General features: G+C 75.3%; 11 protein-coding genes. 9 read left to right on the plus strand and 2 right to left on the minus strand.

Annotation, left to right across the window (positions count from 1 at the left end):
- The first annotated feature begins 101 nt into the window (after positions 1-101).
- From E2B92_RS11215 to E2B92_RS11230, 4 genes are all read left to right on the plus strand, one after another.
- Positions 102-1916, plus strand: coding sequence for a S8 family peptidase (locus E2B92_RS11215; RefSeq protein ID WP_185923764.1), 1815 nt, complete (start codon positions 102-104; stop codon positions 1914-1916).
- Positions 1917-2224: 308 nt separating this feature from the next.
- Entirely contained in the window at positions 2225-4981 is a 2757-nt protein-coding gene (locus tag E2B92_RS11220) for a helix-turn-helix transcriptional regulator (protein WP_312846102.1), read from the plus strand.
- A gap of 73 nt (positions 4982-5054) precedes the next feature.
- On the plus strand, positions 5055-5750 hold the full coding sequence (locus E2B92_RS11225; protein WP_126888836.1) for an ester cyclase: 696 nt from the start codon (positions 5055-5057) through the stop codon (positions 5748-5750).
- Positions 5751-5780: 30 nt separating this feature from the next.
- Complete coding sequence (locus E2B92_RS11230) at positions 5781-6335, plus strand: hypothetical protein (protein WP_126888835.1); 555 nt, start codon at positions 5781-5783, stop codon at positions 6333-6335.
- Between the two features lie 107 nt (positions 6336-6442).
- Here the strand turns inward: E2B92_RS11230 and E2B92_RS11235 are convergent, their stop codons facing one another.
- Positions 6443-6670, minus strand: coding sequence for a DUF5133 domain-containing protein (locus E2B92_RS11235; protein ID WP_126888834.1), 228 nt, complete (start codon positions 6668-6670; stop codon positions 6443-6445).
- Between the two features lie 104 nt (positions 6671-6774).
- Between E2B92_RS11235 and mmuM the strand changes: the two genes are divergently transcribed.
- Both mmuM and E2B92_RS11245 read left to right on the plus strand, forming a co-directional pair.
- Entirely contained in the window at positions 6775-7701 is a 927-nt protein-coding gene (gene mmuM / locus E2B92_RS11240; RefSeq protein WP_126888833.1) for a homocysteine S-methyltransferase, read from the plus strand.
- 164 nt (positions 7702-7865) lie between these two features.
- Complete coding sequence (locus E2B92_RS11245) at positions 7866-9773, plus strand: DUF2264 domain-containing protein (protein ID WP_133087495.1); 1908 nt, start codon at positions 7866-7868, stop codon at positions 9771-9773.
- Here the strand turns inward: E2B92_RS11245 and E2B92_RS11250 are convergent.
- On the minus strand, positions 9754-10716 hold the full coding sequence (locus tag E2B92_RS11250; protein ID WP_126885210.1) for a GlxA family transcriptional regulator: 963 nt from the start codon (positions 10714-10716) through the stop codon (positions 9754-9756). The two genes, E2B92_RS11245 and E2B92_RS11250, sit on opposite strands and share 20 nt — an antisense overlap.
- 70 nt (positions 10717-10786) lie before the next feature.
- Here E2B92_RS11250 and E2B92_RS11255 point away from each other — a divergent pair, with 70 nt between their 5' ends.
- From E2B92_RS11255 to E2B92_RS11265, 3 genes are all read left to right on the plus strand, one after another.
- Positions 10787-11752 (plus strand): NADP-dependent oxidoreductase, encoded by a 966-nt coding sequence (locus E2B92_RS11255; RefSeq protein WP_126885209.1) that lies wholly within the window; start codon positions 10787-10789, stop codon positions 11750-11752.
- A gap of 117 nt (positions 11753-11869) precedes the next feature.
- The gene (locus E2B92_RS11260) at positions 11870-13009 is read left to right on the plus strand and encodes an ABC transporter substrate-binding protein (RefSeq protein ID WP_235023787.1); all 1140 of its coding nucleotides are present in this window, start codon (positions 11870-11872) and stop codon (positions 13007-13009) included.
- A 62-nt stretch (positions 13010-13071) separates the two neighbouring features.
- On the plus strand, positions 13072-13818 hold the full coding sequence (locus tag E2B92_RS11265; RefSeq protein WP_126885207.1) for a Clp protease N-terminal domain-containing protein: 747 nt from the start codon (positions 13072-13074) through the stop codon (positions 13816-13818).
- The last annotated feature ends 27 nt before the right edge of the window (positions 13819-13845 follow it).

Here is a 13845-nt window from a genome sequence, read left to right on the forward strand (position 1 = left end):
GCCGCCCGTCGCGCCCTGCACCGTCAGCCGCTCCGGGAGTCGCCGGAGCTGCCCTGAAAGGGAACACCTTGAACGGTTCCAGGCGGAGACTCATATCCGTCGTGGCGGCGAGCGCCACGATCCTCGGCGTGACCGCCACCTCCACGGTGGCCCTCGCCGCAGAGGCCACCCCCACCCCGAAGCCGGCTGCCCCGGCTTCGCAGGCCATGACCCCGGCCGCGCTGCCCAGCGCGCCCGTGGACAAGGTCATCGTCACCTACAAGTCCCGTACCGCCGAGGCCACGTCGAACGCCGCCGCCAAGAGCGACGCCGCGGCGAAGGCCACCGAGACGGGCGAGAAGCTGAGCTTCGAGCGGCGCCTGGCCGGCGGCGCCGCGCTGGTCGACCTCGGCGCGGACGCCACCAAGCAGGACGTCACGGAGGTCATGGACGCCTTCCGTGCCGACCCGCAGGTCGCCTCCGTGGAGGCCGACATCCGCGCCTACGCGATGGCCGTCACCCCCAACGACACCGAGTACGCCAAGCAGTGGGACCTCTTCGAGGCCACCGGCGGCATGAACGTGCCCGGCGCCTGGGACAAGACCACCGGCAGCGGCGTCACCGTCGCCGTCATCGACACCGGCTACGCGGCGCACAGCGACCTGAGCGGGAACACCGTCTCGGGCTACGACTTCATCTCCAGCTCCGCCGACGCCCGCGACGGCAACGGCCGCGACGCCAACCCGGCGGACGAGGGCGACTGGAACGCCACCGACGGCGAGTGCGGCACCGGCTCCCGGGCGAGCAACTCCTCCTGGCACGGCACGCACGTCGCGGGCACCATCGCGGCGACCACCCACAACGCCAAGGGCGTCGCGGGCATCGCGTACGGGGCCAAGGTCCAGCACGTGCGCGTGCTCGGCAAGTGCGGCGGCTCGTCCTCGGACATCGCCGACGCGATCACATGGGCGTCCGGCGGCACCGTCCCGGGCGTCCCGGCGAACCCGAACCCGGCCAAGGTCATCAACATGAGCCTCGGCGGCGCCAGCTCGACCTGCCCGACCGTGTACAAGAACGCCATCGACGGGGCGGTCGCGCGGGGGGCGACCGTCGTCGTCGCGGCGGGCAACAGCAACGCCAACGCGTCCGGTTTCACGCCCGCCAACTGCGCGAACGTCATCAACGTGGCGTCCACCAGCCGTGAGGGCAACCGTTCGTACTACTCGAACTACGGCTCCATCATCGACGTCTCGGCCCCGGGCGGTGAGACCCGCCGCGCCACCGACACGCCCGGCACCGTCACCACCCCCGAGAACGGCATCCTCTCCACGCTGAACTCCGGCACCACGACCCCGTCGCTGGAGAACTACAAGCCCTACCAGGGCACTTCGATGGCCGCCCCGCACATCGCCGGGCTCGCCGCGCTGCTGAAGTCCGCCAAGTCGACGCTGACCCCGGCGGAGATCGAGGCCGCGATCAAGGCCAACGCCCGCCCGCTGCCCGGCACCTGCACCGGCGGCTGCGGCTCCGGCATCGCGGACGCCACCAAGACCGTGAACGCCGTGACCGGTACCACCACCCCCGGTACCGGAGCGGTGTTCACCAACGCCACAAACGTGACGATCTCGGACAACGCCACCGTGTCGTCGTCCCTCGCCGTCACCGGCCGCACCGGCAACGCCCCCGCCGCCCTCAAGGTCGACGTGGACATCAAGCACACCTGGCGCGGCGACCTGGTCATCGACCTGGTCGCCCCGGACGGCAGCCTCTACCGGCTGAAGAACTCCAGCAGCAACGACTCGGCCGACAACGTCCTGGCCACCTACACGGTCGACGCCTCCGCCGAGGTCGCGAACGGCACCTGGAAGCTCCAGGTCCGGGACGTGGCGTCGGGTGACACCGGCTACATCGACTCCTGGGGCCTGACCTTCCCGTAAGGCGGCCGGATCAGCATCATCGCAGGTCAGGGCGTGTTCGCGGCACTTCGCCGCGGGCACGCCCGCTTGTGTGTTCGTCCACATACCGGACAGGACACCTGGACTCCCGTGGCCGAGTTCGTATGCTGCGCTCGCGAGACAGATCACGGGCAGGGGGTCCGTGGACAGGGGGTCCGCGCGCCGGAGGGTGGTGGTCGCAGGTGAGATCGGCTCCGTACGCCGCCACGCCGGGCGCCCCCGCGCCCTACGGCCCGCCGGCCTACGGCCCCGGCCAGAGCGACCGGGCCGCCCCGGTCGGGCGGGCCGAGCTGCTGGCCCGCCTCGAGCGCGTCCTGCACGCCCGCGGGCGCGCCCTGCTCACCGGGCCGCCCGGGGTCGGCAAGACGGAGGTCGCCCACGCCGCCGCCGAGCAGGCGTCGGCGCGCGGGGAGACGGTCGTGTGGCTCGCGCCGCAGCCCGCCGACCGCGACATGCCCGGGGCGGCGGCGGCCGCGCTCGTCGCCTCCGTGCCCGCCTTCGCGCTCGACGGCCTGCCGGGCCCGCAGCGGGACGCCGTCTCGGTGCTGTGCCGCGAGTCCGCCGCGCCGGCCGTCGGCTGGGACCCCATCGCCCTGCGGCTCGCCATCGCCGGCATCCTGCGCACCCTGGCCGAACGGACCCCGGTCCTCCTCGTCGTCGACGACGCCCAGCGGATCGACGCCGACAGCGCGGACCTGCTGCGCTTCGCCCTCCACCTGGCGCCGCCCGCGCTGCGGGTCGTCGCCGTGGAGACCCCGGCGCCGTACACCGGCGGCGGGGCCGACAGCGGGGGCGCGCCCATGCCGCTGTGGGTGGCGTCCGAGGCGGACGTGCTGCTGGTGCCGCCGCTCCAGGCCGACGAGATGGCCGAGTTGCTCGTCCACCACCGGCTGCCGTCCAGACTCGCGGGCCGCATCCACCGCGCCAGCGGCGGCAACCCGCGCCTCGCGCTGGCCGTCGGCCGGTCCCTGGCCGACTCCCGGACGCCGGTGCACCACGCCGAGGCGCTGCCCCTGTCGGGGCGGGCCCGGGACGTGGCCCGCCGGATGCTGGCGCCGGCCTCCGCCCCCGTACGGGCGACGCTGCTGCTCGCGGCGCTGGCGCTGCGCCCGACCACCGCGCTGCTGCGCCGGGCGGGCCGGCCCACGGCCGAGGCGGAGCTGGCCGCGGCGGAGCGGGCGGGGCTGATATCGCTGACCGAGGACGGGACGGTCGCGTTCGCGGCCGGGCTGCTGCCGTCCACGCTGGTCCACGACACCTGCTGGACCGAGCGCAGCAAGGGCCACGCCGCGCTCGCCGAGGTCGCGGACGACCCGGTGGAGGTGGTGCGGCACCGGGCGCTGGCCAACGACGTCCCGGACGAGGACCTGGCGGCGGAGGTCGCCGAGGCGGCCGACACGGCGCGCCGGCGCGGCAACAGCGCGCTCGCCGCCGAACTGGCGCTGCTCGCCGCCGAGACCACGCCCGCGAGCCTGGGGCGCCGCCGGCTGGAGCGGCTGGTGGACGCCGCCGAGGAGGCCGCGCGGGCGGCCCGCGCCGATCTCGCGATGCGCGCCGCGGCCGATCTGCTCGCCCGGGACGCCACGCCCGCCGACCGGGTGCGGGCGCGGCTGGCCGTGCTGGACACGGCGGGGCAGGGGCTGACCGACCTGGACGAGATCTATGTGCACGCCATGGAGGACTCCGAGGGCGAGCCCGCGCTGCGGGCCGCCGTCCAGCTCAGGCTGGGGGTGAAGTACGTCCTCGCGGACGGCGATCCGGTGCGCTCCCGGGCCGCCGCGGTCGAGTCCGCCGCCCTCGCCATGTCGGTGGGCGACCGGCACACCGCCGCGCGGGCGCTGACCCAGCAGGCCAGGATGGACCGGGTGCTCGGGTCGCCGGACGCCGAGCGCACGCTGGCGGAGGCGCGTGCCCTGGAGATGACCGACCGGCCGCTGGGCGTCCACAACGCCGCCCAGATCCTGACGATCCGTCATGCCCTGTTCGACGACCGGCTCGCCGAGGCCCGTGACCAGCTCTACGCCCTGCTGCCGCTGGTCGAACGGCGCGGCCCGGTCGAGGACGCGATCGAGCTGTTCCGCACCCTCGCGGAGGTCGAGGCCCGGCGCGGCCAGTGCGGGGCGGCCCTGGCGCACGCCGGGCGGTCGCTCGCCCTGACGCTGGAGGCGGGCCTGTCTCCGGGGCCCGCGTGGTACGCGCTGGCGCTGGCCGAGACGGCGGGCGGCAGCTTCGCCCGGGCGGCCGGGTACGCGCGGCGCAGCGTGCGGGCGTCGGAGGAGGAGGGCGACCACGTCTTCCTCTCGCGCAGCCTGTACGCGCTCGGCCGGGTGCAGCTCGTCACGGGGGACGTGGCGGGCGCGCTGGAGACGCTGCGGCGGGTGCGGGACGGGGAGAGCGCCCAGTGCACGGTCGACCCGTCCATGCTGCGCTGGCACGAGGAGCTGGCCGAGGCCCTGCTGGCGAGTGACGCCGTGGACGAGGCGCAGGCGCTGCTCGCCGATGTGGGGCCGGTGGCGGAGCGGCTGGGCCGCGGCACGGTGCTGCTGGGGTGCGACCGGGTGTACGCGCTGTGCCTGGCGGCGGGCGGGAAGACCGATGAGGCGGTCGATCTGCTCGTCGGGACGGCCGACCGGTTCGCCGCGCACGGGCTGGTCCTGGAGCAGGGGCGCTGCCTGATCGCCCTGGCGCGGGTGGAGCGGCGGCGGCGCAGGCGGTCGGCCGCGCAGGCGGCGATGCAGGCGGCCGCGGCCGTCTTCGAGCGGGCGGGCGCGGTGCCCTGGCTGGGGCTGACCGCCGAGAGCCCGTCCCCCGCCGATTCCGCCCCGGCCCCGGCGGCGGGAAGCGCCCTGTCCCGGCTGACGGAGGCCGAGCTGAGGCTGGCCAGGCTCGTCGGGGAGGGCGCGAGCAACCAGGAGGCGGCCGCGAAGCTGTACCTGAGCGTGAAGACGGTCGAGGCCCGGCTGACCCGGATCTACCAGAAGCTCGACGTCCGCTCCCGCGCCCAGCTCGCCACGGCCCTGAACGGACCGGCCACGCCCTCCCGGTGATCCCCCGCGCCGGGTCCGGCTGTGCGTCATACGCTGAAAACGGCGCAGTCGTTCCCCTATGCCGGGAGGAATCATGACATTCGTCCAGATCATCGACTGCAAGACCGACCGGGTCGACGAGATGAACCGGTTGCTCGACAACTGGGCCGAGGCGACTCAGGGCAAGCGGACGGCCACGCACGCGTTGATGGGCCGGGACCGTTCGGACTCCACGCACGTGCTGGAGATCGTGGAATTCCCCTCGTACGAGGAGGCGATGGAGAACTCGAAGCTCCCCGAGACCAACCGGATCTTCCGGGAGATGGTGGAGCTCTGCGACGGTGAACCCACCTTCACGGACCTGGACGTCGTCCGGGACGAGCAGCTCAACAAGCTCGTCGTCCAGAGGTTCGTGGACGAGGTGATCAACCAGGGGAACGTCGACGCCGCCGACACGATGTGCACCGGCGACTACCGGGAGCACGACCCCTCGCTCACGTCGTACGACGTGGACCTGGAGACCGCCAAGGCGGAGAACCGGGAGATCATGCAGGCGTTCCGGCCGACGTGCACCATCGAGGGGCTCGTCGCCGAGGGCGACCTGGTGTGCCTGCGCATGTCCTTCAAGGGCCGCCACGTGGGCACGTACAAGGGCATCGAGGCCACCGACCGGGATGTGTCCGGCACCGGTCACGCGACCTTCCGCTGCAAGGGCGGCAAGATCGCGGAGAGTTGGTGGAACGTGGACGACCTCGGGCTGATGCGGCAGCTCGGCGTCGTGGAGGGCTAGTCCGCGCCCTTCACCCGGTAGCCTTCGCGGGTGATCGATGAAGTTACTCTCTGGTATCGCTTCGCGGCCCTGTTGCCGGAGCCGGCGGCGACCCGGGTCAGGGACTGCTGGAACACCGGGGAACAGGAGGCCGGTCTCGACGCGCTCGTGTCCGGTCTCCAGACCCACCGGGTGGTGATCAGCGAGACGACGCTGGCCGAGATCGCGGTGCTGGTGCAGGCCTGGGGCATGGGCGACGAGCTGACGCACCGGCTGCTGTGCTGCGCCGCGGTCGCTTCGGGCGACGGTGACGGCGCCCGGTTGCGGCTGATCGAGCACCCGGACGCCCGGCCGCTGCCCTCGCCGGGCGCGGACCACGTCCTCGTGCCATGGATCGGCTGCGGCCGCTGCGGCGCGGTGCTGGCGCGGGCGCACACGGTGGAGCCGTGGGGCGGCCTGTCCTATCTGCCGGTCCACTATGCGGTCATGGGACCCGGCTCCGTGCCGGCCCGCGTGTTCCCCCCGCGCAGCCCCTGGCCGGCGCTGGCGGCGCTCCGGGACGAGTGCGCGGCGGCCCGTGCGTACGCCCCGGGCGTGGTGCCGTAGACCTGGGTGAACCACCGGGTGAGGTGGCGCACCGGTACGGCCCCGGGGGCAGCGCCAGGCCGGGGCGGGGCCGCTCGCCGGTCGCGGGCGGCCCGGGCCGGCGCGTGTCAGGCGGTGAGCAGGGAGTCGTCCTCCGGCCGGGCACCGGGCAGCCTGTGCTGGGCGGCCACGAGGGCCACCTCCACGTCCGCGGTGCCCGTGGCGACGCACAGCGTGCGGGCCAGCTCCTCCATGCGCTCCCGGACCTCGGGCGCGCCCTCCTCGGCGTGCAGGAGCCGCAGGGTCTCGTACTGCTCGACCAGGTTGTTCAGGACGGCGGGGTGAGCCATCAGCACGGTGGTTCTCCTTCGTGACGACAAGCGCCGGTTGTCCGCGTGGGAGCGCTGCTACCCGGTGATTCGTTCCGCATGCCCGGACGCGGTGGACTAGCTTCGCCCCCATGACCAGCGCCGCAGCCCCCGCCTTCACCGAGGCGCTCACCACCTCGGCCGCTCCCCTCGTCCTCGACGGCGGGCTGTCCAACCAGTTGGAGGCCGCCGGGCACGACCTGGGCGACGAGCTGTGGTCGGCGCGGCTGCTGGCGGACCGGCCCGAGGCCCTCGTCGCGGCGCACCTCGCCTACTACGAGGCCGGTGCGAGCGTCGCGACCACGTCGAGCTACCAGGCCACCTTCGAGGGGTTCGCCCGCCGGGGCGTCGGGCACGACCGGGCGGCCGAACTCCTGGCGCTCAGCGTGGAGCTGGGGCGGGAGGCGGCCCGGCGGGCGGAGGCGAAGGCGCCCGGGCGGCCGCTGTGGGTGGCCGCGTCCGCCGGGCCGTACGGCGCGATGCTGGCCGACGGGTCGGAGTACCGGGGCCGCTACGGGCTGGGCGTGGACGAGCTGGAGCGGTTCCACCGGCCCCGGCTGGAGGTGCTGGCCGCCGCGCGACCGGACGTCCTGGCGCTGGAGACCGTGCCGGACGCGGACGAGGCGCGGGCCCTGGTGCGCGCGGTGCGCGGGCTGGGCGTGCCGGCGTGGCTGTCGTACACCGTCGCCGGTGACCGCACACGCGCCGGCCAGCCGCTGGAGGAGGCGTTCGCGGTGGCGGCCGCGTCGGACGAGATCGTCGCCGTCGGGGTGAACTGCTGTACGCCCGGCGACGCGGACCGCGCGGTCCCGGTCGCGGCCCGTGTCACGGGCAAGCCGGTGGTGGTGTACCCGAACAGCGGCGAGGAGTGGGACGCGGCGGCCCGTGCCTGGCGCGGCCGTCCGGCGTTCAGGGCGGGGCGGGCGCGCACCTGGCGGCAGGCCGGGGCGCGGCTGATCGGCGGCTGCTGCCGGGTCGGCCCGGACGCGATCGCCGAGCTGGCGGCGAAGCTCCGCTGATCGTTTGATCGTTTGACCGGACGGGCGCGCGTCGATCACCATGCGGGGGTCGGCGCCGCGCCGACGACCGGGAGGGATGCGATGCCGCCCGCGCACGTCCACCAGCCGCCGCCCGCCCCCGGGTTCGTCCGTCCCGTACGACGCGGGAGGCGGGTGCACCCGGCATGAGCGGTGACCTCCGGCTGCCGCCCGAGGACCGGGGGCTGAGTCCGTACACCGGCTTCACCCGCGCCCACTGGGAGGCGACGGCCGACGGCCTGGTGCGGGCCGCCTGGCGGTGGGCCACGCCCGGCGGGGCGCTGCTGGACCTGCCGGGACGGCCGTCGCGCTCCGGGGTGCGCTCCGACGGCCTGGAGGGGTACGCGCGGACGTTCCTGGCCGCCGCCTTCCGGGTCGCGGGCGCTGCCGGCGAGGACCCGTACGGGCTGCTCGGCCGGTACGCGGACGGGCTGGCCGCCGGGACGCGCACGCCCGGCCGCGACGACGCCGAGTCGTGGCCGCCGGTCCGCGACCACCCCGTGGGCGGCCAGCCGATGGTGGAGTCGGCGTCCGTGGCGCTGGGCCTGCGGCTGACCCGCCCGTGGCTGTGGGACCGCCTCGACGACGGCGTGCGGGACCGGGCCGAGCGGTGGCTGCGGGGCGCGCTGCGGCACACGCCCGCGCCCAACAACTGGTACCTCTTCCCGCTCACCGTCGCCGGGTTCCTGGAGTCGGTGGGGCGCGGTGACCGTCACACGGCCCGGGCGGTCGAGCGGGGCCTGGAGCTGCTGGAGGGCTGGTACCGGGGCGACGGCTGGTACGCGGACGGGGACGGCAGGGCGTTCGATCACTACAACGGCTGGGCACTGCACCTCTATCCGCTGCTGCACGCCCGTCTGGCGGGCGACCGGGCGCTGCTGGAGGTGTACGGGCCGCGGCTGCGCGAGCACCTGGAGGGGTTCTCGCTGCTGTTCGGCGGTGATGGGGCGCCGGTGCACTTCGGGCGGTCGCTGACGTACCGGTTCGCGGCGGGGGCGGCGGTGGGGGTGGGCGCGCTGACGGGGTACACCCCGCTGGCGCCCGGCGTCTCGCGGCGGCTGCTGAGCGGGTGCCTGCGGTACTTCCTGGACCGGGGCGCGGTGGACGCCCGCGACGGGCTGCTGACGCCCGGCTGGCACGGGCCGCACGAGGCGACGCTCCAGTCGTACTCGGGCCCCGCGTCGCCGTACTGGGCGTCCAAGGCGTTCGTGGCGCTGCTGGTCCCGCCGGAAGATCCGCTGTGGACGGCCCGGGAGGAGGCGGCGCCCGCCGAGCGCGGCGACCGGGTGCTGGCGCTGCCCGCGCCGGGGCTGCTGGTCCAGGTCACCGGCGCGGACGGGGTGGCGCGGCTGCACAACCACGGCAGCGACGCGGTGCACCCGGCCGGCGGCGACTCGCCGGACGCGCGGGACGTGCTGTACGGGCGGTTCGCCTACTCGACCCGGACGGGGCCGACGTCCGCCGCGAACGCGCCCGACAACCACGTGTCCGTGGAGGTGGGCGCGGTGGCGTCGGAGCGCTGCCGGATCCGGCCGCTGGGCGCGGGGCACGGTGACGGCTGGGGGTGGGCGGCCTCCTGGCACCGGCCGGTGTTCCCGGGCGGGGCGCCGGTGGTGCCGGGGCTGCGGGCGGAGAGCGTCACGGTGGCGCGGGGCCGCCACGAGCTGCGCGCGCACCGGCTGGTGGGTCTGGTGCCCGGGGCGCGGGTGCGCCTGTCGGGGTGGGCGACGGGGCCGGAGGAGCCGTTGGTCTCGCGGCTGCACGGCCTGTACGGGTGGGAGGGGCCCGCCGAGGAGGTGCGCGCCCCGCAGGGCACGGCGTTCACGCGCTGGGCGGTGCTGCCCCGGCTGAGCGTCACCGTGCCGGAGGGCGGCACGGTGGTGCTGGTGGCGCTGGCGTCCCTGACGGGCGCGGGGGACGCCGGCCCCCTGGCGGGGGTGGCGGTGGTGGAGCGCGTCCGCGCGGAGGCGGTGGAGGTGCGGTGGGCGGGTGACGGGGCGCTCACCCGGATCACGTTCGCCCCCGGGGTGACGGTCACGCACGCGCCCGGGTGAGGTCGCGCCCGGCGGCCTGGAAGGTGCGCCGGTACGCCAGCGGGGAGACGCCGATCGCGGCGTGCAGGTGCTGGCGCAGGGAGGTGGCGGTCGCGAAGCCGACCTCGCTCGCGACGCGGTCCACCGACAGGTCGGTGGACTCCAGCAAGTGCCGGGCGCGGGCGACCCGTTGCTGGATGAGCCACCGTCCCGGGCTCATGCCCACCTCGTCGCCGAAGCGGCGGGCGAAGGTGCGCGCGCTCATCCGGGCGTGGTCCGCGAGGTCGGCGAGCGTCAGCGGCAGGTGCAGGTTCCCGAGGGCCCACTGCCGGGTGGCGCCCGTCCCGTTCGCCGACGTCTCCGGCACCGGCTGCTCGATGTACTGGGCCTGGCCGCCGTCCCGCCAGGGCGGCACCACGCACAGCCTGGCCACCTGGTTGGCGACCTCGGTGCCGTGGTCCTCGCGCACGATGTGCAGGCAGACGTCCACGCCGGAGCCGGCGCCCGCCGAGGTGAGGACGGTCCCGTCGTCGACGAAGAGCACGTCGGGGTCGAGGGTCACGTGCGGGAACAGCCTCCGGAAGAGCGGGACCAGCGCCCAGTGCGTGGTGGCGGTCCTGCCCTCGAGCAGCCCGGCCGCCGCGAGCAGGAAGGCGCCGGTGCAGATGGAGACGATCCGGGTGCCCGGCCTGATCAGTGCCAGCGCGCCGGCGACCGGCCCGGGCAGCTCGGCGGCGGCCGCCTTCATGTCGTAGGGCGGGATGACCACGGTGTCGGCGGTGGCCAGCGCCTCCGGGCCGTGCTCGACGGTGATCGAGAAGTCGGAGCCGGTGCGCACCGGGCGCCCGTCGGCGGAGCAGGTGAGCACCTCGTAGCGGCCGTCCGCCGAGCCGAAGACGCGGTTGGGGATGCCGAGTTCGAAGGGATACACGCCGTCGAGGGCGAGGACGACCACACGCTGCATGGCACGATCCTATCGGATAATGGCAATCTGGCCATTTTTCCCGGGCCCCCGCCCCGGCAGGGTGGAGCGCATGACAACGACGACGAGCACGACGACCACCATGCGCGCGATCAGCCAGGACACCTTCGGCGGGCCCGAGGTGCTGAAGGAGGTGGAGCTCCCCCGCCCGGAGCCGGGCCCCAGCCAGGTGCTGGTCCGGGTCCGCGCCGCCGGGGTGAACCCCACGGACTGGAAGCACCGCGCCGCCCCGCTCTTCCTGGGCGAGCCGCCCTACGTCCTCGGATGGGACGTCTCCGGCGTGGTGGAGGCCGTCGGCATGGGCGTCACGCTCTTCAGGCCCGGCGACGAGGTCTTCGGGATGCTGCCCTACCCGTACGGCGCCGGCTCCCACGCCGAGTACGTCACCGGCCCCGCCCGCGCCTTCGCCCGCAAGCCGCCCGCCATCGACCACGTCCAGGCGGGCGCCCTGCCGCTGGCCGCGCTGACCGCCTGGCAGGCCCTGGTCGACACCGCCCGCGTGGAGGCCGGGCAGCGGGTGCTGATCCACGCGGCGGCCGGTGGCGTGGGGCACCTGGCCGTGCAGATCGCCAAGGCCCGCGGGGCGTACGTGATCGGCACGGCCAGCGCGGGCAAGCACGCGTTCCTCCGGGACCTGGGCGCCGACGAGGTGATCGACTACCGGGAGACGGACTTCGCCGAAGCGGTCAGCGGGGTCGACGTCGTCCTGGACACCATCGGCGACGACGACTACCGCGCCCGTTCGCTGCGCACGCTGCGCCGGGGCGGCCTGCTGGTGTCCATCCTGCCGGCGGGCGGCCGGGAACTGGCCGAGCGGGCACAGCGGTTCGGTGTCCGTACGGAGCTGCTGCTCGTCGAGGCCGACCACGCGGGCATGAACGCGATCGCCCGGCTCGCCGAGGAGGGCAGGCTGCGCGCGGCGATCGCGGGGACGTTCCCGCTGGCGGACGCGGCCAGGGCGCACGAGCTGGGGGACACGGGCCGGACGGCCGGCAAGCTGGTGCTCACCGTCGAGTGACGGGTGCCCGGGCGGCGCCGGCGGCACCGGGGGCACGGCCGGGCGTGACACCTGCTCCGCCCGTGCGTTGTCCGGGGCATGGACCGGAGACACGGTGAGGCAGGACAGGCTCCGACCGTGGGCGTGGTGATCGCCCGCACGGGCCGGCTGGCACGACTGGGCGACCCGCTGGCGTACGCCATGGACCGGGCGGCGGCGGCACTGGGCGGGCGGCTGCGGCTGGTGGGCCGCGACAGCCGCTCCGACGCGGCGGGCGCGCGGCGGGCGGTACGGGAGCTGGTGGAGGTGGAGCGGGCGCGGATCGTGCTCACCCTGGCGGGTACGCGGGTGCTGCCGGCGGTGGCCGACGCCTGCGAGGAGGCGGGGGTGCCGTGCCTGTCGAGCACCTTCCCGTGGCAGGTGTACCACCACGGGGGTGGTCCGCGGCGCTGGGCGTACCACTTCTGCTGGGGGCTCGACGACATCGCCGAGACCTTCGCCGACCTGTGGGAGGCGGCGGGCGGTACGGGCCGCGGGGTGGGGTGCCTGTGGAACGACGGCCCGCAGGGCACCTGGTCCCGCCACCCCGTGCACGGGTTCCTTCCCGCGGCACGCGCGCGTGGGCACCGCCTCGTGGACCCGGGCGGGTACCGGGAGCCGGCCACCGCGCCGGCCGGGCACGTGGCGGCGTTCCGCGAGGCGGGCGTGGACGTGGTGACGAGCGCCGCGACGGGGGCGGACCTCGGCCTGTTCCGCCGGGAGGCCGCCCGGCAGGGCCTGCGCCTGCGCCTGCTCACCTGCTCGCGATGGCTGGCCTATCCGCCCGCCACCACCGCGCCCGGCGGGGAGGTGCCGCAGGCGAACGTGGCGACGCTCGTCTACTGGACCCCGTCCCATCCCTACCGCTCCTCCCTGGACGGCACGACCGCCGCCGAACTGGCCGAGGGCTACGAGCGGGTGACGGGCAACCAGTGGCTCCAGCCGCTGGGGCTGGCGTACGCCCTGTTCGAGGTGGCCGCGCACGCCCTGGCCACCGCCGGGGACCCCGCGGCACCCGCATCGGTCGCCGCCGCGCTCGGGGCGACCCGGCTGGACACCGTCGCCGGCCCGCTCGACTGGACGTCCGGCCCCGCGCCCCGCATCGCCACGGTGCGGCTCTCGGGCGGCCAGTGGCAGCGCGGCCGCAGGCACCCCCACGAGCTGGTGGTCGTCGACAACCGGCGGGTGGAGGGCCTGCCGGTCGGCGGCGAGCTGCTGCCCCTGGACGCGGTTCCGTAGGGGGACCGACGGGGTGTCAACTCGCGGTTGACGCACCCGCCTTGTCAACCTACGGTTGACACATGACGCAACCAGTCGGCATGACGCACCCCGTCCGCCTCGACGACCTGATCGAAGCGATCAAGAAGACGCACACCGACACCCTCGACCAGCTCTCCGGCGCCGTGATCGCCGCCGACCACCTGGGAGAGCTGGCGGATCACCTGATAGGCCACTTCGTCGACCAGGCCAGGCGCTCGGGCGCCTCCTGGACGGACATCGGCCGGAGCATGGGCGTGACCCGGCAGGCCGCGCAGAAGCGTTTCGTGCCCAAGGCCGGCGAGCCGTCGGACCTGGACCCCTCCCAGGGCTTCAGCCGCTTCACCCCGCGCGCCCGCAACGTCGTGATGGCCGCGCAGAACGAGGCCCACGCGGCACAGAACGACGAGATCCGCACCGAGCACCTGGTGCTCGGGCTGCTGCACGAGCCCGACGGCCTCGCCGCCCGGGCCGTCACCGCGCAGGGGGTGCTGCTGGACACCGTCCGGCGGGAGGCGGCCGCCGCCCTGCCGCCGACGGCGGACGCCGTGCCCGACCTCGTCCCCTTCGACGCCCGGGCCAAGAAGGTCCTGGAGCTCACCTTCCGCGAGGCCCTGCGGCTGGGGCACCACCACGTCGGCACCGAGCACATCCTGCTCGCCCTGCTGGAGTTCGAGGACGGTGACGGGCTCCTCACCCGCCTCGGCATCGACAAGCCGGCCGCCGAGACGTTCGTGGCCACCGCCGTGGCCGAGGCCGCCCGGGCGGTGCGGGACTCGTCGCCGTCGTAGCGCCGCGGGCCGGCGGGCGGGGGCGGT

Origin of the sequence: Streptomyces sp. WAC05374 (genome assembly GCF_004353505.1) — a bacterium.
Classification (GTDB): domain Bacteria; phylum Actinomycetota; class Actinomycetes; order Streptomycetales; family Streptomycetaceae; genus Streptomyces.

What these genes read in the sequence shown, in the direction of transcription:
- E2B92_RS11225 (WP_126888836.1), top strand. Translation starts at nt 5,055, where the DNA reads ATGACATTCGTCCAGATCATCGACTGCAAGACCGACCGGGTCGACGAG.
- E2B92_RS11245 (WP_133087495.1), top strand. Translation starts at nt 7,866, where the DNA reads ATGAGCGGTGACCTCCGGCTGCCGCCCGAGGACCGGGGGCTGAGTCCG.
- mmuM (WP_126888833.1), top strand. Translation starts at nt 6,775, where the DNA reads ATGACCAGCGCCGCAGCCCCCGCCTTCACCGAGGCGCTCACCACCTCG.
- E2B92_RS11250 (WP_126885210.1), bottom strand. Translation starts at nt 10,716, where the DNA reads ATGCAGCGTGTGGTCGTCCTCGCCCTCGACGGCGTGTATCCCTTCGAA.
- E2B92_RS11255 (WP_126885209.1), top strand. Translation starts at nt 10,787, where the DNA reads ATGACAACGACGACGAGCACGACGACCACCATGCGCGCGATCAGCCAG.
- E2B92_RS11265 (WP_126885207.1), top strand. Translation starts at nt 13,072, where the DNA reads ATGACGCAACCAGTCGGCATGACGCACCCCGTCCGCCTCGACGACCTG.